Annotated in this window: 26 protein-coding genes; 4 read left to right on the top strand and 22 right to left on the bottom strand. The window is 36.8% G+C overall.

The window, feature by feature from the left end; translation table 11 throughout:
- Positions 1-148: 148 nt before the first annotated feature.
- The 3 genes from JI665_RS19600 to JI665_RS19590 all read right to left on the bottom strand — a co-directional run bounded on the left by JI665_RS19600 (position 149) and on the right by JI665_RS19590 (position 1,949).
- The gene (locus JI665_RS19600; protein WP_019381017.1) at positions 149-1,054 is read right to left on the bottom strand and encodes an Abi family protein; all 906 of its coding nucleotides are present in this window, start codon (positions 1,052-1,054) and stop codon (positions 149-151) included.
- A gap of 248 nt (positions 1,055-1,302) precedes the next feature.
- Complete coding sequence (locus tag JI665_RS19595) at positions 1,303-1,746, bottom strand: ArsI/CadI family heavy metal resistance metalloenzyme (protein WP_019381018.1); 444 nt, start codon at positions 1,744-1,746, stop codon at positions 1,303-1,305.
- Positions 1,747-1,784: 38 nt separating this feature from the next.
- The gene (locus tag JI665_RS19590) at positions 1,785-1,949 is read right to left on the bottom strand and encodes a hypothetical protein (RefSeq protein WP_157888620.1); all 165 of its coding nucleotides are present in this window, start codon (positions 1,947-1,949) and stop codon (positions 1,785-1,787) included.
- 307 nt (positions 1,950-2,256) lie between these two features.
- Here JI665_RS19590 and JI665_RS19585 point away from each other — a divergent pair, with 307 nt between their 5' ends.
- Both JI665_RS19585 and JI665_RS19580 read left to right on the top strand, forming a co-directional pair.
- On the top strand, positions 2,257-2,583 hold the full coding sequence (locus tag JI665_RS19585) for an ArsR/SmtB family transcription factor (RefSeq protein WP_019381019.1): 327 nt from the start codon (positions 2,257-2,259) through the stop codon (positions 2,581-2,583).
- A gap of 52 nt (positions 2,584-2,635) precedes the next feature.
- A complete protein-coding gene (locus JI665_RS19580; protein WP_019381020.1) occupies positions 2,636-2,791 on the top strand; it encodes a hypothetical protein in 156 nt (51 codons plus the stop codon).
- A 408-nt stretch (positions 2,792-3,199) separates the two neighbouring features.
- On the opposite strand, the gene JI665_RS19575 is transcribed toward JI665_RS19580, so the two are convergent.
- The 8 genes from JI665_RS19575 to JI665_RS19540 form a co-directional block, all read right to left on the bottom strand.
- The gene (locus tag JI665_RS19575; RefSeq protein ID WP_019381022.1) at positions 3,200-3,619 is read right to left on the bottom strand and encodes a protein-tyrosine phosphatase family protein; all 420 of its coding nucleotides are present in this window, start codon (positions 3,617-3,619) and stop codon (positions 3,200-3,202) included.
- A 14-nt stretch (positions 3,620-3,633) separates the two neighbouring features.
- A complete protein-coding gene (gene trxB, locus JI665_RS19570; protein WP_206843020.1) occupies positions 3,634-4,581 on the bottom strand; it encodes a thioredoxin-disulfide reductase in 948 nt (315 codons plus the stop codon).
- A 13-nt stretch (positions 4,582-4,594) separates the two neighbouring features.
- Positions 4,595-6,367, bottom strand: coding sequence for an arsenical pump-driving ATPase (gene arsA / locus JI665_RS19565; RefSeq protein WP_019381024.1), 1,773 nt, complete (start codon positions 6,365-6,367; stop codon positions 4,595-4,597).
- 21 nt (positions 6,368-6,388) lie between these two features.
- Positions 6,389-6,742, bottom strand: coding sequence for an arsenite efflux transporter metallochaperone ArsD (gene arsD, locus JI665_RS19560; RefSeq protein WP_019381025.1), 354 nt, complete (start codon positions 6,740-6,742; stop codon positions 6,389-6,391).
- Positions 6,743-6,832: 90 nt separating this feature from the next.
- On the bottom strand, positions 6,833-7,252 hold the full coding sequence (arsC, locus tag JI665_RS19555; RefSeq protein WP_019381026.1) for an arsenate reductase (thioredoxin): 420 nt from the start codon (positions 7,250-7,252) through the stop codon (positions 6,833-6,835).
- 28 nt (positions 7,253-7,280) lie between these two features.
- The gene (locus JI665_RS19550) at positions 7,281-8,576 is read right to left on the bottom strand and encodes an arsenical efflux pump membrane protein ArsB (RefSeq protein WP_019381027.1); all 1,296 of its coding nucleotides are present in this window, start codon (positions 8,574-8,576) and stop codon (positions 7,281-7,283) included.
- A 14-nt stretch (positions 8,577-8,590) separates the two neighbouring features.
- A complete protein-coding gene (locus tag JI665_RS19545) occupies positions 8,591-8,935 on the bottom strand; it encodes an ArsR/SmtB family transcription factor (RefSeq protein ID WP_019381028.1) in 345 nt (114 codons plus the stop codon).
- 252 nt (positions 8,936-9,187) lie between these two features.
- Positions 9,188-9,571 (bottom strand): MerR family transcriptional regulator, encoded by a 384-nt coding sequence (locus JI665_RS19540; protein ID WP_026041646.1) that lies wholly within the window; start codon positions 9,569-9,571, stop codon positions 9,188-9,190.
- Positions 9,572-9,916: 345 nt separating this feature from the next.
- Here JI665_RS19540 and JI665_RS19535 point away from each other — a divergent pair, with 345 nt between their 5' ends.
- Positions 9,917-10,249: a hypothetical protein gene (locus JI665_RS19535; protein ID WP_019381030.1), complete on the top strand. Its 333-nt coding sequence runs from the start codon at positions 9,917-9,919 to the stop codon at positions 10,247-10,249.
- A 188-nt stretch (positions 10,250-10,437) separates the two neighbouring features.
- Complete coding sequence (locus JI665_RS19530; protein WP_019381031.1) at positions 10,438-11,409, top strand: arsenic resistance protein; 972 nt, start codon at positions 10,438-10,440, stop codon at positions 11,407-11,409.
- A gap of 216 nt (positions 11,410-11,625) precedes the next feature.
- On the opposite strand, the gene JI665_RS19525 is transcribed toward JI665_RS19530, so the two are convergent.
- The 11 genes from JI665_RS19525 to JI665_RS19475 all read right to left on the bottom strand — a co-directional run bounded on the left by JI665_RS19525 (position 11,626) and on the right by JI665_RS19475 (position 24,041).
- Positions 11,626-11,826 (bottom strand): hypothetical protein, encoded by a 201-nt coding sequence (locus tag JI665_RS19525; RefSeq protein ID WP_019381032.1) that lies wholly within the window; start codon positions 11,824-11,826, stop codon positions 11,626-11,628.
- A 338-nt stretch (positions 11,827-12,164) separates the two neighbouring features.
- The gene (locus tag JI665_RS19520) at positions 12,165-12,662 is read right to left on the bottom strand and encodes an arsinothricin resistance N-acetyltransferase ArsN1 family A (protein ID WP_019381033.1); all 498 of its coding nucleotides are present in this window, start codon (positions 12,660-12,662) and stop codon (positions 12,165-12,167) included.
- A 59-nt stretch (positions 12,663-12,721) separates the two neighbouring features.
- Entirely contained in the window at positions 12,722-13,981 is a 1,260-nt protein-coding gene (locus tag JI665_RS19515) for an MFS transporter (RefSeq protein WP_019381034.1), read from the bottom strand.
- Between the two features lie 32 nt (positions 13,982-14,013).
- Complete coding sequence (locus tag JI665_RS19510) at positions 14,014-14,223, bottom strand: hypothetical protein (RefSeq protein ID WP_019381035.1); 210 nt, start codon at positions 14,221-14,223, stop codon at positions 14,014-14,016.
- 62 nt (positions 14,224-14,285) lie between these two features.
- Positions 14,286-15,677 carry an NAD(P)-binding domain-containing protein gene (locus tag JI665_RS19505; RefSeq protein WP_019381036.1) on the bottom strand — a complete coding sequence of 464 codons (1,392 nt, stop codon included), beginning with the start codon at positions 15,675-15,677 and terminating at the stop codon, positions 14,286-14,288.
- A gap of 105 nt (positions 15,678-15,782) precedes the next feature.
- Positions 15,783-16,850: an NAD(P)-binding domain-containing protein gene (locus JI665_RS19500; RefSeq protein ID WP_019381037.1), complete on the bottom strand. Its 1,068-nt coding sequence runs from the start codon at positions 16,848-16,850 to the stop codon at positions 15,783-15,785.
- Positions 16,851-16,902: 52 nt separating this feature from the next.
- The gene (locus tag JI665_RS19495; protein ID WP_019381038.1) at positions 16,903-17,352 is read right to left on the bottom strand and encodes a MarR family winged helix-turn-helix transcriptional regulator; all 450 of its coding nucleotides are present in this window, start codon (positions 17,350-17,352) and stop codon (positions 16,903-16,905) included.
- Positions 17,353-17,684: 332 nt separating this feature from the next.
- Complete coding sequence (locus JI665_RS19490; RefSeq protein WP_019381039.1) at positions 17,685-18,065, bottom strand: DUF6262 family protein; 381 nt, start codon at positions 18,063-18,065, stop codon at positions 17,685-17,687.
- Positions 18,058-20,181 (bottom strand): tyrosine-type recombinase/integrase, encoded by a 2,124-nt coding sequence (locus tag JI665_RS19485; RefSeq protein ID WP_236888103.1) that lies wholly within the window; start codon positions 20,179-20,181, stop codon positions 18,058-18,060. Before JI665_RS19485 ends, JI665_RS19490 begins: the two co-directional genes overlap by 8 nt.
- Complete coding sequence (locus JI665_RS19480) at positions 20,178-21,284, bottom strand: tyrosine-type recombinase/integrase (protein ID WP_206843019.1); 1,107 nt, start codon at positions 21,282-21,284, stop codon at positions 20,178-20,180. Before JI665_RS19480 ends, JI665_RS19485 begins: the two co-directional genes overlap by 4 nt.
- Before the next feature lie 501 nt (positions 21,285-21,785).
- Positions 21,786-24,041, bottom strand: coding sequence for a hypothetical protein (locus JI665_RS19475; RefSeq protein WP_206843007.1), 2,256 nt, complete (start codon positions 24,039-24,041; stop codon positions 21,786-21,788).
- Between the last annotated feature and the right edge of the window lie 28 nt (positions 24,042-24,069).

Raw genomic sequence — 24,069 nt, 5'->3', positions numbered from 1 at the left:
ACATTATTCATGTTTAATATGTATAACCCTTTTTTGTACACTATCGCATCATTTTTTTAAACCATAGTAAATAAAAACCACCATCCAATGATTAGAAAACATGTCATTAAACGTGGAAAAAGGAGAGTGATTTATTCACTCTCCTGGATTATGGCTTTTTTTTATTTGCTTTTTCCAAAAGTTTTTTCCAGTTTGAAGGAAATCCAATATGAACAAAGTCAATATCTGACTCATATTCAGATATAAGAGCATCCAGATCCGTAATAAATCTATTTCCTTCAGTTCTGGTTAGTAATCTTTCAGTTATATAAATACCAGAGTATATATACTGATTGCTAAAATGCTTAAATTCATCCCTGAATAATTTAGGTTTGAATGTGAGCTGCTTGTTATATAGTCGGCCATAATGAGCACAAACATTACGGACGTTGGATAAAGTTTGTAGCCAACTTTCCATATAAAGATAAGGGACATTGTAATAGTTTTTTGCTATATGTCTTTTTAAATCTTCTTTTAGATTTCGATAAAATTTAGAAAGAAATCCAAAAGAAGTGACTTCTATGGCAGCCCAAATTGGGAATTCACCGTCGTATTTTTTGAAGTGATGTTCTACAAACAGCTCACCTCTACGACTCTTTTCAATTAACATATCTAGCTCGGATAATGAATCTTGATGGAATTTTTCATTAATAAAGTTTTCTTTATCTCTATATCCCAAAGGTCCGAATTTATGTGCTGTTTCATAGGAGATATGCGTTCTAAAGGCAATTTCAATGGTTTCCATTGCTCCTAAGAGTAATAAACGTAAGCGACGATCAAAATCATATATTGAAAGCATTTTATTAAATGATGAACCTGCTACATAATCATCTTTTATTAGTGGATCCTTAAGAGTAAGTCCATAAGCTGTTAGTCGATAATAATTAACACGCTGCAGGGTATTTTCGGCATATTCTGAATCTTCAATGTAAAGTTTTCTACCCTTATATAACTCTACTTGTTCTTTAAACGTAGTAGGTGGTTTTATTTTGGACTTATCTCTTTCAGAAGTCAAAATTATTTTCTCCTTAAATAAAAAATGACCCACCTTGGTCCGCATTGATAAGAGGCGTGGTGGGTTCTGTTACCATTATAATATTTGATTTGACCACGAATGTCAACAAAATACCACTTTAGATAGGTTTAAATGATATATTTCTGAGCTGTTTTTTTGTTATCTAAAAAGACTCTTGAAGTCAATAGTATATTTAAAGAATAAATAAATATTCGGCGGGTCTGAGATTCTCAGTTTTTTATTTGTTGTTATGAACAACACGAAGAATTTTTAATTTCAATTTTGACTGGTTCCGGCGTACAGCAGGAGGAATCAGTCTTCATTGACTCCACATCAGATTTAGTATAGAAAAATTCCCATTCGTTTCCGTCTGGATCCGTCACCCAAAATTTATCCTGCGTAGCATAGCAGCAAGTAACATCCATCTCTTCACGGGCAAAGAAACCGAGTTTCTCTAATCGTTCTTTGTGTTGGACAACTTCTTCCCGATTTTCGACCTGAAAACCAAAATGCCCCACCTGGTTTCCTGAAACCTCATCCTTTAAATTCAAGGTGAAATTGAGACCTGGATCTTCAAGTAAAAACTTTGCATAATCTTCTTTTACTTTTACTGGTTCAGTATTAAATACTTTTGAGTAGAATTCAATTGATTGATTTAAGTCCGTTACATTAATTCCTACATGTACCTTCATACTAATCGCTCCTTTAGGTCCTTTAAGATTTTTTTATATTAGCAGCAAGAGGTCTGTTGTTCATCAGATGTGCCGCTGCAGGAAGACTGTACCTCCGAAGTTCCGCAGCAGTGGTCTTCCTGTGTCGTTGCCTCCTTGATTTCATTATCACAGCAGCCAGATGACTTAGAGGATTTGCCAGTAAACTTGTTAATAATATTCATCTTTAACAGCTCCCTTTTTTTAAATCAATTTTTTTTGATTTATAATTAAAGTATATTAGCAATTATTTCTAAATGCAACCGATTTATCAAAATAATTTGATTAATTATTTTTTAAGTAGTTAATAGTTTTTATCGATGGATTTCAAATCTGAATTAATGAAAATCCTCACCTTGAAAAATTAACATTATGATAATCATCTATTTTGCTTATTAATCAAATTATTTTGATTTTACAAATTGACATATGAAAATTTTGGATATATGATTAACTCATCAAGAATTTTTGATTAAAGAAAGAGTGGATGCAATGAAATCAGAAATAACAAACCAAAATCAATCAATGGACCATCTATTTGAGCATTATGAGGGAAAGTTTAAAGCCATAGCAGATAAAAAGCGGCTTCAAATTATGAATTTATTAACCCAGAACGGCTCCATGTGCGTGTGTGATCTCGCTCCACTAATGGAAATGAGCCAATCCAAACTGTCCTATCATTTAAAGATCTTACTGGATGCCAATATTATCAAAAAAGAAACAAAAGGCACCTGGAGTTTTTACGAACTGAATCAAGAAGAATTAAATCACCTATTATCGTCAGAGCTATGCTGCTTGTTTAAACCTACTTGCTGCTAAATTTTTTTAAAATATATATCAACTTTTTTTGATTAATAAGGAGGAGTTAAAGATGGATTATTACAATTATGAATTGATCATTAAAACAAAACAGCAGGAAACAAACGAGGAATCCTTTTTTAGAAAACTTGTCACGAAGTTCTCTTCAGTAAAAAAAGCCTCAGAACCAAGCAAACAAAATCAATGTGTTTGCATTTGCGAATGCTAGAATGAATAACAATGAATTGGAGTAATTTTTGGAGGAAAAGTTAAAGGAGCTGGTGTTCACCAAGCTCCTTTAATAATCCTAGCAGCAATCACTTTCATTCCCTAATAGCACAAGTCCATTCGCTTCCTGGCTAAAATCCAAAACAAGATTTTGTGTTACGTTTTCAATGTTAGGATCGATTGCCACTGTGATGCCGTTAATCTCACTAATTTTATCCTCTTCACCTGGCTCATCCAGAGCCAGTCCTACCTTTGGCTGTCCTCAGCCAAAGCCTGCAAAATAAAAACGTACGTTTTTGGCATTGTGTTCTTCAAATAACTGTTTCAAGAAATCACGAGCCTGATCTGTAATATTCACGTTCTCCTCACCCCTAATTTATATTCAATGAAGCCTCAAACCATTTTATCATTAAGCATTGGGGAAAAGACGATGAAGGGACTCTTTCATTTCTGGTTTTACATTGATTTTAGGACGTGCGGCCTTCGCCATCTCTTCTGCTTCTTCGATTGTCTTAGCTTTTCCTAGCGATAACAATGATCCAATTGCAACAGTCCCAGTGCGGTTGCTTCCTCCCGCACAGTGGAAGTACACTTTTTTCCCCTCATTATAGGCATTCACCACATGCTCAATAGACTGCTTAATGGATCCATCCTGATTTTCTGCATCATCCACAATAGGACTATGAATCCGATCATAGTCCGCTTCTGGAGCCTCTGCCCGCAAATCGAAAATTACATCTGCTTTTTCATTTCTCATCATCTCTTTTACATCATCGGCTCCGCCAATGTAGATACGATCTTTTATTAATTCATGATAGTTTTTTGTCATGATGCTCCCGCCTTTTATAGTGATTTGCTCCAATCGTGTGTTGGAGTTCCTTCTAGGTACCGTTCGGCATCAAGTGCTGACATGCATCCTGTTCCTGCAGCTGTAATTGCCTGGCGGTATTTCTTATCTTGTACATCACCGCAGGCAAAAACGCCAGGGATATTGGTTTCCGTTGTTCCAGGTACAACATTAATATAGCCTGTTTCATCCGTTTCGATTTGTCCATTGAGGAAAGCCGTATTTGGCGTATGTCCAATCGCAACGAAAATCCCGTCTGTTTCGATCACTTCTTCTTTTCCTGTCACATTGTCTCGAACTTTTAAGCCTGTCACTTTCATTCCATCGGATATCACTTCAATCGGCGTATTGTTGAGCGCCCAAGATATTTTCGCATTCTCTTTGGCACGATCCTGCATAATCTTTGAAGCCCTAAGTTCGTCACGGCGGTGAACAACGGTCACTTCTGAAGCAAACTTCGTTAAGAAATTGGCTTCTTCCATAGCCGAATCCCCACCGCCAACGATAATCACTTTCTTGCCGCGATAAAAGAATCCGTCACAAGTCGCACATGTGCTGACTCCCCGTCCAATATTTTCTAATTCACCAGGAATGCCTAGAAGTTTAGCGGATGCACCCGTGGAAAGAATCAGCGCTTCCGTCTGTATTTCTCCTAAACCGCTCACTTTTAGTGTAAATGGCTTTTTGGAAAGATTTGTTTCAGTTACCCACCCTCTTTTAAACTCAGCTCCAAATCTTTCTGCCTGCTTTCGCATATTGTCCATTAATTCAGGACCCATTACCCCGTCTGTAAACCCTGGAAAATTCTCTACTTCGGTTGTTAACGTCAATTGTCCTCCTGGCTGCGTACCCTCGATCACTATTGGCTTCATATTTGCACGCGCTAAATAAATGGCTGCTGTTAATCCTGCTGGACCTGTCCCTAAAATGACGACCTTTTCCATCTTAATCCCTCCGCTATTGGTTGATAAACTTCTTCAATTCCTGGTGTCCAGAGCCTTCTTCGCTCTGTAATGGAACAATGGCACATTTTTCGCTTAGCTCATTGGTCACTTTTTCAATCCAGTTGATCTCAGCACTTGCTCTTCCTTTTAGAACAGGATCTTTTGTTTCTGTTGCATATAGACTTTGGTTAATCAGCCACCACTTAGGCGTAATATCTGCTCGTTTTAAGTCATCCTGCAAACGGCCAGCTTCCAGTACAGGAGTTGCTTCAGCCAATGTAACAATCACGACTCCTGTTTCTTTTGGGTTTCTTAACCTTGGAAGCAGCATTTTGACACTTTCAGGCACCTCACCCGTTGAGCGCGCAAGCTCTTTATGATAGGACTGAGCCGCATCCAGCAGCAAGAGGGTATGTCCTGATGGAGCGGTATCAATGACCACCACTTCATCCTTCGATTTCTCAACGACTTCTGCAAAAGCCCGAAATACTGCAATCTCCTCTGTACATGGGGAATTTAAATCCTCTTCTATATAAGCTAAAGACTCATCATCCAGTTCACCACTTACATTGGATAGTACCTCGGCTTTATACGCCTCAACTTCTTTTTTTGGATCGATGCGGCTGATGCTCAGGTTCTGATTCAGCTGGCTATTCTGGAAGACAAATTCGAGATGAGCTGCGGGATCCGTGGTGGTCAAATGGACTTTGTGACCTTTTTCTGCTAAGCCGACCGCGATAGCAGAGGCCATTGTTGTTTTGCCGACTCCACCCTTGCCCATTGTAAAGATAACTCTTGTATTAGTAGAAGAAAAATCTTCAATGACTTCACTTAGTCCAGGCAAACTGATCAAATTTTGCTCCATAGCCAATTCAGTCTGCGGAAGGATAAACTGCTTAAACAAATAGCGCAGATTTTTAATCCCTGTAAGGGAATAGGAGACAAATGGCAGTGAATAAGTCGCCACTTGCTTCAGATCGTCTGGCATCCGTTTTAAGGCGTTCCGCTGACGATGGAAGAATGACGCTGAAACCTCATCATCATGAATATGGGACTGCATTAATCCATTTATAATCAGACTCTGGTTCTTGATGCCAATCTCTTTTAATTCTTTGGCAGCACGGCTTGCTTCAACTAAAGAAGATTCATCTGGTCTTGCCACCAGAATTAATGTGGTTTGGGTCGAATCAGCAAGAGCGTCCATCGTAATGGAATAAATCTGTTTCTTTTCCGCAAGTCCTGAGAGTGGTCCCAGGCATGAAGCACCATGCGTGCTTTCTTCTAAAAATCCGCTCCAGGCGGTTGGCAGCTGAAGGAGACGAAGAGTATGGCCTGTTGGTGCGGTATCAAAAATAATGTGATCATAAGCCTCTACAACGGAGGCGTCTGAAAGCAAACTAGTGAATTCATCAAATGCGGCAATTTCAACCGTACAGGCACCTGATAGCTGTTCTTCCATTGTCGCCACAACTGAATCTGGGAGCTTGCCGCGATAAGGTCCAATCGTCTTTTCCCGATAAGCGCGGGCTGCTTCCTCTGGGTCAAGATTACAGGCAGAAAGATTCGAAACCCCAGGCACAGGCATAGGTGTGTTTGTTAGCTCTACCTCTAAAACATCCTGCAAGTTGGATGCCGGATCCGTACTGACAAGCAGAACCCGCTTTCCTTCATCCGCAAGCTTGACAGCCGAGGCACAAGCCGTTGACGTTTTCCCTACTCCTCCTTTTCCTGTAAAGAAAAGAAATTTCGTATTCGTTACCGCCCTTGTATCAAATGGTTGAAACATGCATCTTCCTCCTTCCTATTTTCAGATCAGCTTGAATTTTACGTTTGGCTTTTTAAGAGCGAGATCTTCCACTTTCACTTCAAACCATTGTGCAAGTTCATCGTTTGAAGGATACTTGCCTTCCTTCACGACTGCTCCGTTTAATAACGTGACTGGCAGTGCATCAGGTCCCTTTTCATGGAGTACCTTATTTACCTCTTTATTGTCTGCAAACACAGCTGGTTCATTGGCCAGGTTGTATCGTTTAATATCAAAGCCTTTTTTCTCCAATGCGAAGACAGCCGATGCCATTCTGGTTAGTTCTGGGTCTACACTCGGACCGCACACACCCGTTGGACAGCATAGTGCAGGGTCAAAGATTTCAATTTTATTCATGATTTTCGCTCCCTTACAATTAAATAAGCATATACTTATATATAAGATGAAAGGATAGCCAAGAGAGTGATTTCTCTTGGCTATTTTCTTTTACTTCCCTGTTTCGGCAAACGTTTTAATGCGGTCGCCAATTTCATCACGCACACGCTGGAAGAACGCCCATTTTTCTTCATCTGTTCCTTCTGCTTTTGCAGGATCATCAAATCCCCAGTGTTCGCGTTTCACGTGAGGAGGAGTCATTGGACATTTGTCAGCTGCATCTCCGCAAAGTGTGACAACTAAATCAGCATTATTAAGGATTTCAGGGTCAATAATATCAGAAGTTTGATTGGAAATATCAATGCCAGCTTCTTTCATTGCCTTTACAGCATTTGGATTCAAACCATGTGCTTCGATTCCTGCGCTATATACATTCCACTCATCACCTAAATGCTGCTTTGCCCAACCTTCAGCCATCTGGCTGCGGCAAGAGTTACCTGTACATAGAAAGTAGATTGTTTTTTTAGTCATGTTGAGATTCTCCTTTAGGTAAGTTTTTTTAAATGATCAGTAACCAAATATATAGACCAACCAATGTAATGAACAATGTTGGAATGGTTAATATAATGCCAGTTTTAAAGTAAGTACCCCAGGAGATTTTAACTCCCTTTAAAGACAACACATGAAGCCATAGTAAGGTTGCAAGGGAACCAATCGGTGTAATCTTCGGACCTAAATCAGATCCAATGACATTCGCATAAATGAGTGCTTCTCGGATCACACCGCTAGTATTGGTGTCAGCAATAGCCAGTGCGTCAATCATAACGGTTGGCATATTATTCATCACAGATGAAAGAATGGCCGCAATGAATCCCATACCGATGGTTGCCGCAAATAATCCCTGGTCAGCTGTCATTTGAATTAAATCAGCCAACACATTAGTAAGACCTACGTTTCTCAGCCCGTAAACCACTACATACATTCCGATGGAGAAGAACACAATGGCCCAAGGTGCGCCTTTGATAACGGTACGCGTATTAACTGCTGGGCTTCTGCGCGCCATTAGCAGGAAGAAAATCGCTACAATTCCTGCAATAATGGAAACTGGAACGCCAATAAATTCACTTGCAAAATAGCCGATTAATAGGATTCCTAACACAAGCCAGGACAAACGGAACATTTTGCTGTCACGAACCGCCTCAGCTGGTTTTTTCAAATGTGATAAATCATAATTCTTCGGTATGCTTTTTCTAAAGTATAAGTATAAGACGGTGATGCTTGCTGCTAGTGAAAAGAAGTTTGGAATAATCATTCTGGATGCAAATTCCACAAACCCGATTCCAAAAAAGTCAGCCGAAACGATATTAACAAGGTTGCTGACAACCAAAGGCAGTGATGTCGTATCGGCAATAAATCCGCTCGCAATGATAAATGGAAAAACCATTTTTTCTTCAAATTTCAAGTTTCTTACCATCGCAAGAACAATTGGCGTCAGAATCAATGCTGCTCCATCATTCGCGAAGAATGCCGCAACCAAAGCTCCCAATATGGAAACATACACGAACATCCTTACTCCGTTTCCTTTTGCAGCTCTTGCCATATGGAGAGCTGCCCATTCAAAAAATCCAATCTCATCTAAAATAAGTGAAATGATAATGATGGCAATGAAAGCAAGCGTTGCATTCCAGACAATCGATGTAACATCTATCACATCATTGAAGTCAACTACTCCCACAAGTAAGGCAAGAATAGCGCCTCCACAGGCAGACCATCCGATTGATAAACCTTTAGGCTGCCATATTACTAATATGAGGGTGATCAAAAATATCACCGATGCTAATACAATTTGAGTCAATGTGATACCCCCTCTTACTCACAAGAAATTCTTAGTCCCTGTTCTTCCAGTTCTGTTAGTTTATAATCCTGGCTTGGAAGGTGATCCAGCAGGTTATGCACCATTGGATAGTAGTCACTGTCCTTATTCAGTGAATAAATAATCCATTGACCTCTCCTGGCTTCCCTTACCACGCCTGCATCTTTTAACTTCCGAATATGCTGGCTGATGGCAGGCTGGCTCATTTTAAATATCTCCACAAATTCACATACGCAACAATCGTTGTTGTCTAGAATTTTCACCATAGTTAGTCGTGTCTTATCGCCTAATAATTTTAAGATGGTTGCTGCTTTATCGATTTCAACTGTAGAAACTTTCATCCTGTGTTCACCTCCGACTTTCGATATCAGTATATAATAATTCACTTATATAAGTAAATGCTTTTTTTCTTATTTGCAAAACCTTTACTTATAGTTTGCTTTTTTTAAGTTAAATTATTAGTGGTGACCCTCTAACTGATTAGTAAACAAAGGGCTATAAAGTTCCAATACAGTTATTTAATTTTAAACCTTAAACGTGCATAACCCCGTTATAATTTTATGACGGGGTTATAATAAAGTTATTAAATTTTTTTAACTACAAGTAGCGTTTGAATTAACCTTAGTGAAACATTCTGACCAGGTTTGACATTTGCACTTTAAACCATTATTTAAAACTTCTAACATTTCTTCAATATGCTTCTTTTGTTTTTCTAAATCAACACACTTGGTAAACGCCATTTGTTCCCACCTTTCAGATGGAGTATCCTTGCTATCGAATCCCTCCAAAAGTACGGTTATTTCTTGAATACTAAAACCTGCTAACTGAGCAGTTTTTATAAACTTTAGTTGGTGCAAAACATCTATTGTATAGCGTCTCTGTCCACTTACCCTTGTAGGTATTGGCATTATTCCTATTGATTCATAAAAACGAATAGCAGAAGGACTAACATTAGCTTTTTTTGCTAACTCTCCAATTGAAAAAAAGAACCCATCTAAATATCACCTCTTGACTTAAAGTTTACTTTAAGTATTACACTTTAAACAAATATTAAAGGTGGAGTTTCTTTGAAAATATATTTGCAGGCTTTGGGATCATTGAGTTATGTGCACTTTGTTGTGCGTTCCCTTTCCTTTTAGTTGGATTAACTGGGGTATTAGGAATCGGTTTGGTTTTTTTCGAATTAGGGATTCTTACTAACCGCTTTGTCCTTAGCTGTTTTTATATTTTAAAAGATCGGTGCGTGTAGTACAAATACAGGATGTAATTATAATTCAGGATCATGTAAGCATAGATAATTTCATAATGGAGGTCTTAATAATATGGCTGAATGTAATTGTTGCAAAAGGTTATCAAATGTAGTTTGCAATATTGGATCCTATAATGCAGAAGAAAGGAATCATTATGTTGAGCTACGAAGAGAGTTGACCGAAAATCGCTCAGTTGAGGAAATTCCTTTTGGATATACTTTTATTTATCCCAATCAATCGTCGTTGCTATTAAGAATTGCTGAATGGATTTCTTATGAGAATCGATGCTGTCCATTTATTAGGTTCTCACTTTATGTAAGTGGAGAAGCAGACTCGATAAGATTAGAACTAACAGGAAGTAAAGAAGTCAAAAATCTACTAAAAAAAGAATTTCACTTACCTTAATCCCTCTCCCTCTAAACCTTGTCGGTTTAGGGGTTTTTAGAATAAACCAAATAATAATTATGATAATATTAAGTAAAAGTTCCTGTCCAAATTAAATATTTTCTTAACTATCACTTATTACATAAGCCTCTTATTAACAACAATGCAGAAAGTTTGTTTAGGAGACAATAAAAAGGAGCAACCAAATCATGATTTCTAGAGAACAATTAGAAAACAATCAAGTTTGGCTATATGTCATTGTACTAATGATAGCAGCTGGATTTGGATTAATAGTTCCTGATTTCGGATCACAATTAGATGCAACAATTTCTTTAGTCATTGCTATTTTAATGTATAGCATGTTTTCGCAGATTCCTTTTACTTCTTTAAAAGAGTCGTTTGCTAATCGTCGTTTTATTTGGGCTTTATTAACGGTTAACTATATTGCAGTTCCTATTGTGGTGTGGCTTCTATCAAAGTTATTACCCGAATATCCACCGTTATTACTAGGGGTTTATTTAGTTTTACTTACACCTTGTATTGATTATGTGATTGTTTTTACAGCTCTAGGGCGTGGTAATGAAAAGCTTATTCTTATTTCTACGCCTATTCTCTTCATAACTCAAATGCTACTACTACCTTTGTATTTACTATTGTTTATTGGAGATGATGCAGCAGAAATAGTAAACCCAGGTCCATTCCTTGAATCATTTTTTGGTCTTATCGTTATCCCTTTAGGACTTGCTATTGTCCTACAGATATATGCAAAAAAATCACTTGTTGGAAATAAAATAATAGATAAATCAGCATGGCTTCCCGTTCCATTCATGGCTCTTACTCTTTTTGTTGTTGTATCGTCTCAAATAGGTAAATTATCAACATATATTGACCTAATTATTAGTGTAATTCCTATATATATTGCTTTTATGATTATTATGCCTATCATTTCTAGGATTATCGCAAAGTGGTTCAAGCTTGATATTGGTTCAGGGCGTGCACTCATTTTTAGTGGAACAACACGTAATTCACTTGTAGTTCTTCCTCTTGCTTTAGCCTTACCAGATAATTTAAGCACATTAGTAGCAGCAATAATTGTGACTCAAACAATTGTTGAACTTGCAGGTGAACTAATTTATATTCGTTTAGTACCAAATATACTTTTACGTAAAGGATCACCTTAATTTTATATGTCTTTTTAAAAACCGCCTGAAATTAGTATCAGGTTCTCTTTAGGGGGAGTTTTAATAAAAAAACACCCAATTTAACAACAATTTTAGCAAGGAAAATATCGGGTAACACAGTTGTAATTTCAGCAAAAAAAGAGCATCCCTGTCGATGCTCTTTTAATATTCAATATTGGTTTAAGAAGTAGCCTACTCCTTTTTAGAAGGCATTTGTCAGCCACCATCTATACAAGTTGCACTTGAACTACCTACAACAGCGTTTAATTCCTTCAGGATTACAGAAAGAGTAGACTCGTTTACTAATGTCTCCAATGTTTCATCAGAGATCGGGATGTTGTATTTGTTAAAAGTATCTGTTGTTTGTTCCCAGACTTCAACAATTGCCTTTGAGGACATGTTTTCTTGAATTACCACAATTATCACTCCTTTTTATTAATTGTACCTCTATAGGAAATCAATTTTGAAATTTAAACTCATTTTCAGTTAAAAATCTACTCCATTTTAACATCGATAGTTGCAATAAAAATCGGATTATAAGATGTGTACATAAACCTTGCACAATCTTTTCCTACTAAAATTAGTGGGGTTTTATATAAACGTATTTAACAATAGACTACCTATCAACAAAAAGACCACCTCGCCAATTACGAAATGCTCTGCTATTATTTTCCTTGTTATTTTAGGTAAAACCCCTTAAAGGGAACCCCTTAAAATATTTGCTGCATCTTTTATTAACAAATTGCCATTATAAATTAAAGAAGTTTTTCCATTGCCATTACATCAACAAATTTTCCATCTAAAACACCTTGGTTTTGAAAAATACCCACTTCTCGAAAACCCATTTTTTTATAAAGCCCTTGCCCTAATCCGTTAAAAGGGAAAGTAAATAAAACTAATTTGTGAAAGTTATTTTCTCTAGCTTTGGCTTCCAAAGTGGAAAGAAGTTTTCCTCCTACGCCTTTGCCTCTGGATTCCCTGGAGATATAAACTGAGATATCTGCAACCCCATTATATGCACTACGATTGTTATATGGATTTAAGGATGCCCAGCCAATTATGTTTCTTCCCTCTTCTGCAACCACTACACTAAATCTATCTTTATGATGCTTGAACCATTCTTTCATATATGAAGAATCTTTTATCTCTGTTTCTAACGTTGCAATCCGATCTTCTATTCCTTGATTATATATAGCCAGTATAGCTTTTAAATCTGACTCCCTGGCTCCGCGAACAACTGCTTCACTTATCATTAAAGTTCCTCCACTCGTCCCGATTAATCTTGTTTTCAAGTATATATACAATACGACCTTTAATAAGCTTTGTTAAACCCTTTATTATGGCTATTGATTAATGTATTTAACCTTTTTGCTAAAACTGACCATATAATAGCCAAAATAAGGAGTGTTACTGCACCACCCCAATATATAAAGTTAAAACCAGCCTCTAACTGTATTAAAATGAAACTAAGTGCTGGTCCTAAAGCAGCCCCTACATCTTGAGAGATGGAGTATATGGTAAGGAAAGAAACCACGTTTGCAGTCTTTGCTGTGTCCAGTGCAATCGTGTCCAGTAGGGTAGTTAAAATTGTAGCTCCAGCCATCACTAAAAGAGTAATGACTATCCATATTCCTAACGGAAGTCTAATAGATATCATTCCAAAGACAACCCCTGCAAAAATTAAGGAAACAATAAAAATTGGCAACCTTCCTCGAGAGCCATCAGACCATTGCCCAACAGTCCTTCCCAGGAAAGGCTCCCAAGCCCATCTAACTGCTTGGATTATGCCTGATAATAACGTTACACTAATAACCACACTCAATATTGAAATATGCTCTCCGTAAAAATGTTCAATCATGGGACTCAGAGTGGATGTTAGTATTCCTTGATATAACATAGCAATGAGAAAACCTGAAACGATGATGGATACTTTATACCCTGTCTTGCCAATGAAAGGCTTACTTTTATTGATGTCACCTTTCTCTTCAGAAGTCTCATTATCCTGAGTAAAATTAGATTTCAAAATTAAAGGGAGGCCCAATAGGGTCAAAATACCAAACCCAACTGAAACCGTGCTTAAGCCAATGATCGGAACTAACAAACCGCCAATCAGCATACCCACTAGACTTCCTGTTCGGTAGAGTCCATTATATAGCCCCATGGAACTTCCCCGCTTATTGTTATCAGAATATAGGGCAACAACCGATAATCCGCCGATTCGAAAAAATGACCAAGCAATCCCCCATACTGCACGCAGGATTACCCAGGCGATAAAACCTTCAAAAACACCATAACCTATCGTAGTAAATCCGCCTAATAGAACAGCTATTATCAGTCCAGTCTTCAATGAAATACGTTTATACATCCAACCAACCAAAGGATTAAAAGGCAATCTTATGAAGCGATTTATAGAAAGTAGCACACCAACTTGCCAAATTGATTCAATGCCTGCAGTTTCCCAATAGATAGGCAAGGCAATGTACAGCATGGAATCTCCTAAGAGACTTAAAGCTGTGACTAAGGCGACTATTATAATAGGATTTGAAGACATTTTATCTTTAATAGTCACCATGGTTCATCCTCTCGGAAGATATAATAAATTCTTTAATCATTAGATTGGGTCATTAATTCTTGATAAGCCAAGAGAAATTGTGTAAAGGTTTCCTGACCCATGTCATTTTCCTTTAAGCGAAACAGCCGTTCGAAGGTTCTTTCTTTAGCTTCGTCAAGTGAACATCCAAAAGCATTCATAATTAAATTCATATAAGAAATAAAATATTCTTTTTTGAGCGTTCCGGCATGATTAATTGTCATTTGCATCACCTTTAGATTCGTTTTTAGGGGAAGCGCAGGCTTCCCCTTTAATAAGATTATTATTAATTGCAGCAAGAAGACGCAGGTTCGTCACAGGAGGAAGTTTTACTATTAAGATTGACGCTGCAGACACCTGTTTCTGGTAAGTCTAACTCCACTTTTTCAGCAGCTGCCAAGTCACCACTTAAATAAGCCACAACTGACCTAACTTGTTCATATCCTGTTGCCATTAAGAAGGTTGGAGCACGCCCATAGCTTTTTGCACCTACAATATAAAAATCTTTCTCAGGCTGTCTTAATTCCTTCTCTCCATGAGGACGAACAGTTCCGCAGCTATGAATATTTGGATCGATTAACGGTGCTAAAGCTTTTACACTCTCAGTTGCAGAATCGATGGAGGTACGCAGTTCATTTATGATTAAAAAATCCGGACGGCTTCCTGTATTAACAATCATTTCGTCGATCCCCTCAAGGCTTCTCTGCTTGCCATTTTGGCTGCCTATTAACTCGATTCCCTCTTCTATCTTTTTGACCAATTGGATTCGGAATGGAGTAATGACCTTCACTTGCTGATTATCTACCAGATTGTGAATCCTGCTTCCGAGAAGGCCGCGAGCTTCAAGAGCATCCTTCTCTTCACCGCCATAGGCATCCTCAACACGCTGCCTTCTCATAATCCATATGATCTCCGTTTCAGGATAGGATTCTTTCAATTTGGCTAAATCCAATAAAGCGTTTATGGCTGAATGGCCACCTCCAACAACAGCTATTCGTTTATTTGCATAACGTTGCTGTTCCTTCCCAAGAATATCTGGTATTCCATAGAATATTTTTTCCTTGAGAGATTTTTCTTCAGTGAGCCATACACCACTTGAGACGACAGGGTTGGGGTTTCCCCATGTCCCCGTAGCATCTATCACTGCCTTGGCTTCAAATGTTTTGTACTCTGTATTACTTTCAGTATGGATGATAAATGGGACACTTTCCCGATTTGCTGTTTTCATTTTATCCATATCTTTTCTGCCAATCGATAAAACTTTAGTATTGAGATGAACGAATGGTTTAATTTCAGGTACCATAGCCAATGGCTGCAAATACTGTTCCACCAGCTCCTGCCCAGTCGGCAAACTTTCTAATCCCGGATGAATCCAACCACTGGCATTCAATAAGTCCTTAGCAACTTTATCAACATTGTATTGCCAAGGTGAGAATAAGCGTACATGGCCCCAAGTTAAAATATTTGCACCTATTTGTGAACCAGCTTCTATAAGGATAAAGGGAATCCTATTTTTTGCTAAATGGGCTGCAGCTGCCAAGCCTACAGGCCCACCTCCTATAACCGCAACAGGTAGTTTACTTGTTTCATTATTTAACGTAATACTTTGAGTTGATAAGCTAACATTTGTACCGCAGCATTCGTTTCCACTGATTAGAATATTATTTGCCTTCGTCATTTTAATCTCCTCTTTTCTTTTAATTAGATAATTGATAAATCAGTATTAGTATTACTGTATATATGACTTTTTTTGAGAAAAACAATAAAACACTTGTTTAATCTTTTAATACCTATTATTTTTCAAATGTCGCCGTAGCTTTCTAACGATAAACCGTGAATCAGGACCAACCCCTCTTAATGTTGCAGAAGCAAATGACCGCTGTCCTTCTAGCCCCACATAATATAGTCCTGGCACCGAGGTGCTTATCCCAGCGATTTCCATGGGTTTCCCCTCGTTATCGAGGGCACCTAGATCGCTTAAGTAATCAAGGTTATAACGGAAACCTGTAGCATAAATGACAGTGTCTACTTGTTCTTTTTTTCCGTCTGGCCAAATTACCCCATTGTCATAAAAGGAAATAAACATGGGTTGTTGATTAGGTTTCCCAGATGCCAATCGTTCTTCGTAATTATTAAGATTGGCTACTGAACTCGAAATCAGTGGCTTTTTGCCAAATCGCCAGAAAGGGAATGTATCTATCCCAATAGCCCTTATCCAAAAGTGCAGATCCTGCCCCAAAAATCTTTGTCTTATTAATTGAACCGGCTTTCGTACAGCTAGTGTTGTTTTACTTACCTCTGCCAACTCAATAGCAATCTGCACTGCCGAATTCCTACTTCCCACAACAAGCACTCTATGATTTATAAAAGGGTCCGGATTTCTATAATCTGATGAATGAATAATACGTCCTTGAAAAGTCTCTTGCCCTTTAATAAAAGGTATAAATGGATTATTAAAAGAACCAGTTGCGTTGATAATAGTCCGAGCATGGAATGTCTCACCCGATTCTGTTAGTACCTCAAATACTTGAGCTTTGCTCTTTACGGATACGACCCTCTGATTGGCCATAACAGACAGGTTAAAGTGTTTTTTATAATCCATTAAGTAATCAATTACTTCCATTTTTGATGGATAATGATCAGGATCTCCAGGGAACTTCATCCCAGGTAATGATGAAAATCGTGCAGGAGAAAATAGTTTGAGGCTGTCATAATAATTTGGCCAGGAACCTGTAGCTTGCTCATTTGCTTCCAAGATTAAATAATCTAGTCCTTCCTTTTCCAAATAATATCCTGATGCAAGACCAGCCTGCCCCCCACCAATAACTATAGCCTCCCAAACTTTACTCATATGAATCCTCCTTTCGTTTATTTGCATTTTGCAAGTATTAGGTACAAGGGAATTACCCCTGTATTGGTTTGCAACATACACTGGACTTTGCCATTGCGTTATTTAATAAATGAATTGAACGAATGACCGTCTCTCTTTCAAACTCATTCATCTGGGAAAAAACTTCATTTAAAAATGAATTCATTTGTTGTTCAATTGTCGTTGCGATATATTTTCCCTCTGTAGTCAGAGAAAGAATACTAATCCGTTTATCATCTGGGTCTGGTGTTTTCTTTACTAAGTTCATTTTTACTAATGATTGTACCTGCCGACTAAAAGTAGTAATATCAGTCCCCAAGGTTTCCGCAATTTGCTGCATAGATGGCTTATGTTGATTATCTATCTCATATAGAATGTGACTTTGAATGAGGGAAATATCGCATCCACCAACACTGCAGCAATTTTTATTAAGCAAACCAAATCGGCGTGTCATTACTTGAAACATCCCACGAAGATTTTCCAATATTTTCACCTCTTGATCACATTATATGCAATTAACTTGCAAAATGCAACTAAAAACCTCAAACTTATTTTACCTGGTTTGGCAGCTACTCATAAATAATCAACCATTGCTTCAATGACTTATAAAGACGATTTTCATAATGTTTTATTATTGGAATGGGTCTAGAAATAATGTTTTTAACTATCCCCCCCTTTTAAAAAAAATTAAAAAAACCCCCTTAAACTCTAATTAGACAAAGCCCCATTATCAAATAAGGAAAAAGGGCTGCTCGCAACCCTTATTGAACTCAAGCTATGAGAAAAAGAGAGTGAAAAAGATGTTGTATTTTTGAATTATAAATTTTTATATACGTCTGAATAAGCTATTTTCAATTGCTTTTTGAGTTGTTGATTTTCATCTTCTAACTTTTTATTCTTTCTCTTTAAAGAAGCAATAATTGCATCCTTGTTGCTTTCATTCATTTCTCGTTTCACCTGTTTTGGGGTCGGTACATTAGCCTGTTGCTGCCTTAAGGTTTCAATTCTGTCACGAATCTCTGGGTGATTATATAATGTGGCTTTAGAAACCCCTGATTCGTTTGCAACATTATTAAAATTAATATTCCCTTTAATCTTAATGAGTCGTTTTAAGGCATCATTAACCTTCTTTTCAGTAAGTGCTTTTCTTGATGCATGGATAGATTTTAGATGTATTTTCCGGTCGTAATTACTCATTACTCTCACCTTGCTTTCGTTTAATTCTATCCACTCGACCAAAGATTATGTTACCGGCTTTAATAGTTTCTAATATACCTCGGTAACGTTCTAAATTCTTTCTGTTTTTTTCAACGATATCATTCCTTCCACGGTGTTCTAATACATCTATTGTTTTTACTGTAGTTTTTATTAATAACTCATATTTTTGAGTATCTAAGTCCGAAAAGCCGATGGCCAAGTCTTTACATGGACTTCCTGAGTTACAAGTTAGACATGGTGGCTCTTCAGCATAAGGACAATTTCCATTTATTCGTGCATGACATGTACCATATGGATTATCAATTGCATTCAGCTTATGATCGCGCCACAATGTTTCAAAAATATTAGTTGGGATATCTTCGTTAGACTTTATTTCTTGAACCTCACCATTTAGGTCAAAACTAAATACACCTTGTCTCAATGCTTCCTCAAAAACTTTTCTCTTAGTATTATCTAACAACTTCGCATAACGCATCGTCATTTCAGGCGAAGCATGAGCTAATAAATCCTGTAAAGTAATAATATCTACACCATTATTTATCATCTTAACTGCGTATGTATGTCGGAATTGATGTGTTTTAAAGCGGAACAAATCCCCATTTTCATCGGTAATATTTTTTAATTTAGCCAACTCATTTATTTTAACACCAATCCATTGTTGTTCATACGGGCGTCCCTTTCTAGTACCTCGATAGCGAACAAATATTAATTTTTCGGGGTTGTTATCTTGATTACTATGTAAAATGGAGTTATTTATTATAGCTGCAAGTATGTCAGCCAGTTCGTCATCTATTGGAATACGATGACCTACTACATTAGTTTTCTCAATATCAGTCTCGATATAATATTTTCCGTTTAGCTTTATTAAACAGTCTTGTGTTAAACCTAAGACATCTGAGATTCTAAGACCTGTTTTAAAAGCAACCCATACTACAGGCTGTGCATCTTTGTTAAGTGAATTAATGTGTCTGAATAACTGTTCTAAAACGTAGTCAGGAATGTAGTCTACTTGATCAATGGGCTTCTTTTTTAGTGTGGGTCTATCCTCCTGAAAAACAAGAAGACTAACTGGTTTTAATGGACAATCTGCTTGATTATAAGTAGAAATATCCTCAAGAAATTGAGTAATATAATGCAAATTAGTATTTATATGATGTTCAAAGTGAGTAATTTTCTTATCTTTTCTGGTCTCGTTTTTTAACCAATCCAAATATTTCTCAATATGCTTTCTTTCTAGATATTTAAAACTTGTCCAGGAAGGTTCTGCAGCTAGTATATAATTGATAAACCTCGTTACTTGTCTTACATAGCCTATTGCACTAGTCCAAGCATAATTATCAAGCAATCTTCTTTTTGTATTCTGTTTTACAATATTTTTAAGCTGGTTTGACATAATCTTAGAAAAATTTATATAGTGGGCTGATGTACTTTTAACATAATTAATACCATAAAGTTCATTTAATTTTCTTATGTCCCACCTGTCTTTTTCCCATTCAGCTCTTAAATCTGAATACTTACAAAGATTCTTATAAATTAGTCCAAAAAAACCAGCTATAGGAGTTTGATTAGTATATCCACCATTCTTATTTGAGCCTTGCCTAGTTAATACGGAGCCATTGTCATTTAACCAACTTAGCCACATCAAATTAGCTTTATTAAAGTCAATATCCAAGATCGAATCAATATTAGGGAATTTTTCATTTAAGAATGAAGTAAGTTTGTATAACTTTGTCGCACCAACTCCATATATTGTAGATAGAGACCATTCATCTTTAAACAACCTTTTATACCAGAGATATTTAAGCTCTATATTAACTTGTGGATTGTCAATTTCAAACCTTATAATATTTTTCCGATAGTAGTACCTCTCTAATTGATCCTTAAAGTTATTGATATTTCCAATATACCTTATATCCCAATGGTCATTAACTAAAAAATATGGATCATTTACGACCTTATAAGTTACTGACCCATCTATTTCTACCGTTTTTTCCCTATAAGTTGATAATTCCTTTCTAATTTGGTCATGTAAACTAAAGGAATGCTGAAAATAACTATCTACATTTTTTCTGCTCAAATCTTTACCGCCTCTCATATTCTATTAATATCAAAAGCTGATTGCGCCTGTTCCCATGACTTTCTTATTTCCTCATCGGATGGATGAAGGTAAAAATTACTAGTAGTTTGAATTTGTGAATGACCTAACCGTTCTTGGACCTGTTTAATGTCTCTGGTTTTAAGGTAAAATAATGTAGCGTGTGTATGGCGAAACATATGTGGATTTACTTGTAACCCAGTTTTCTTGTTAAGACGCTTAAATAAAGAAGATACATCCTGGTAATTCATAGCCTCTCCTGTGTTCCTACCTCGTAACTTAACAAATAAAAAATTCGAATCAATATCAATTTCATCTAAAACTTCATATAAATAGTCATCATATGTATCCATTAATTCCTGAGATATATAAATCTCTCTTTCACCGGTTTTCAACTTACCCCCATTTTCAAGTTCTCCTCGATCTACTAAACGTAATCTATGGCCATTCTTATGATCGAAAATAAAATCCTCTATAAATAATGAAAGAACCTCTCCAATACGTAACCCTGTTTCAAAAAGGACTTGGATTAAAAGCCTATCTCTAATATTTGTGGTTGCTGCTAATAAGTTCTTAACATCCTCCTTAGACAAGATTTTTATCTTTTTCTTCGGTTCCTTAAGAATTAATATATTTCTGGTAGATGGTTTAGCTTTGTTTACATGATGAAAAAAATCTTTATATCTTTTTTTTCCTCCTAAATAGACTTGCTTTAACAATTTTTCAACCATGTCATTTTCTATTTCTTCGTTCCGATAGAGGTAGTCATAAAATCCTGTAACAACAGTTATTGTGTGATTAATTGACCTTTCTTTTCTCATTGATTTAGCTGGTTTAAGTGAGGTAATATAGGGACTTCTCAGCCAGGAGATAAAATCCCTTAAATCTTCTAATCTGACACTTTTATAATGTAATTTTTTTTCGTAAAGGAAAGTGAAATAGTGTTTTAATGCGTAGCAATAACTCTTTTGTGTATTTGGGGCTTTCTTGGTAGCATCTGGGAATTTAAGGTATCTAATTACAACAACTTCAGGGTATCCATCATTATTAACTAATATATATCTTTTAACTTTCCCCTCTAAAATAACTTCTTGTACCCTCAAGACATCATCTCCTATAATACTTTTTAAGTTCGTTAAGAAAGAGGCATTACATTAGTGTTAATACAATTGTACATATTATACATAATATACAATTAGAATTTAGTTAAGTTAAATAGAATATTATGTATTAAAAAAGAGGATAGATGGTTATATTCTAAACATATTATCCTCTTATTATAATAGTATATTTAATGAGCTTTGCTACACTTATCGTTGCCGTGATCGCAATAGGTATTTCTTCAAATAAAAAGAAGTAGCCTACCCTGCATCGCCACAATGTGAGTAGGACTACTTCTATTCCGGATTGGCCGCTGCACTTCAGGCAGCTTGCTGTACGTTGAGATCCTGGTTCCAGCCAGGATCTCTTTTTTTAATATATGGACTTTATAGTTAAATTATAAACATAAAAATAATTGTAAGTAAAGCAGACTATAGCTAATTCTAAAAATAGCCTCCATTTTAAACAATTAATTGTTTCAAACCGAATACCCCGGTAATAAATCACCAATTAAATGGGGGAATATCTATTGGAGGCACCCAAGGAATAATTGAGTCGGAAATCAATTCACCAAACTTATTATAAACTGTTCTACTCGATATTCCATTTACATCCCAAACAACAACTTCCTTAATGTCTTCTGAGTTAATAATAACTCTCTCTAATATTTTTTCTGCCTTCCCAGAAGCATCTGCCCATACTCCCTTCCAATACTTATCAGGACCGCGATTCCAGTATTCATGAGATAAGACGCCATTAAGGTCAATAATAATGCATTCTATCATTTTTTCTGCATCCTCAGTGGCATCTGACCATATCCCCTTCCAATATTTTGCAGTATCGCTATTCCAATATTCATGAGTTAGTACATCGTTCAATCCAATTTCGACTCGTTCAATCAACTTTCCAGCAGCCGAGGAATCAGTCCATAGTCTCTTTAAATATTTTAAATTATCTTGGTTCCACAATTCCTTTGTGTACAAACCATTTGCAACACTTGTTATTTTTGTCACCAATTTACCTTCTGTTAAAATTTCTTCTGTGTAAGTAAATGTAGCATCCCAAACTTTTTTATAAAATCTCTGTGGAAATCCTATAAAGTCACTAAATTCCTCTTTAACATATTTTCCAGTTTCATTAAACGTTTTCTTTATCCCATCAATAAATATATTTTTCGCATCTTCGAGTTCTGAAGGGGAAAAATTTAACTTTATAGATAAATCTGGAGGAAATTCAGCGCGATGTCCTCTTCTACTTAGACCTTCAAGAATTAAGAAATCTAGCCTTGGAGATTGTTTTCCTTCTTTTGCACTGGGTTCTTTTTTAGGTTTTGAAACCCAGTCATTAAACTTAGCTGAATCAAATGCAAATTCCCACCAGTAATCAGGGTCATGTGATTTAATCAAATTAAGTTGTTCATAGACGATGTTCGAATCAAAAGCTAACCAAGCCCAAAGTCCATTAGGATTCTCGTCTTTTTCTAGAAAGCCGGAAAACTCTGATATGGCGGAACTTAAGAGATAACCAATTTCCGGTCTTGTTTCACATTCAGCAATATAGGGCCATACAGTGTAATTGATTTCAGCAGGCTTCTGTGTCTTGAGCAGCTGCAGTGAAGCCAAGAAGATGACTAGCTCGTACCAAGAATTACCGGTAAACCAAGGATGAACCTGCTGAATGGTTTCAGTCAGCTTTGATCGCCAGCTTTCAGGTGAAATTTCCATCGGTAACTTGTCCAGGATTCGGTTAATCGCAGCTCCGATTACATCAGGTAGCTGGTCTGTAGTATTAAGCCGGACATATTCTCGAATGATTTCCTGGAGAGCATTTCTAAAACCTTCAATGATTTCCTCGCGCGTCTTTGAGGGAATTTTAAGTACATGAAATCCAACGATACGTCCAAATGACCAGTTATCGGGACCTAGTTGAATGCTGTATTCAAACGGATAAGCCCATTTTTTAAGAATGCTGTCAAGAACTCTACAAGCCACATCAACGATGAGCGGCACAGCGTAATCAATTATTATTTGTATAAGTTCTTTATTTATGTTCTTCCTAACATCCCAATGGCTGGTAGGTATACCCATTTTAGCTGCTACATTTTGCAATGCATATATTTCGTGAGACCATAACATGAAGGAATCAGGTCCGAGGAAACTAGTTTTTTCGAATTTCTTCTCGAAAGGATTGTACCCGCGTAAATGTAAATATTTCCCTTCATTATCTTTTTCTAACTCTTCACGGATGAACATGGAGTGGGTTTTCCATTGGAATTGGATCAGGTATTCTGACCACTTTCTTATTAATTCATAGGCAATGGAACGAACTTCTTCATCACTATACCTGCTAGTGAAAGAGTAATATGCGGCCACAACGATTGCACCGAAACTATCTTTTGACATTGGTCTGTTTCTAAGTTGAATACCTGAAGTATCATAATCGTGCCAATCAGGATGTCGAATGGGGTGTTGCCGGCCAAATGAATCCTTGTTCCCCCAACTTTGATGAAGTAATGTGCTTAATAACTCCTTTAGATATTTGTTTGCATTTTCTCTCTCCCATGACTCCGGCATAGAATAATTACCGGTAGCAATCGCAATGGCAGTAATCGCTGTTAGCAATGTTCCTTCCCCAAGCTTATCCGGTATCCCCTGATTGTAATGTACAATGTATCCATAATTGTCCCTAAAACCCCTCATTTCAGAGCTAGTACGGGTTCTTAGCAATTCTTCTCTAACTTGATCTCTGTCGAAAGACAAATTCATGCCACCTCTAATAGTTTTCATT

It is taken from the genome of Bacillus sp. NTK034 (assembly GCF_017303275.1).
Taxonomy (GTDB): domain Bacteria; phylum Bacillota; class Bacilli; order Bacillales; family Cytobacillaceae; genus Cytobacillus.
The sequence above is the reverse complement of the archived record's forward strand: the minus strand, read 5'-3'. Positions and strand labels throughout refer to the sequence as shown.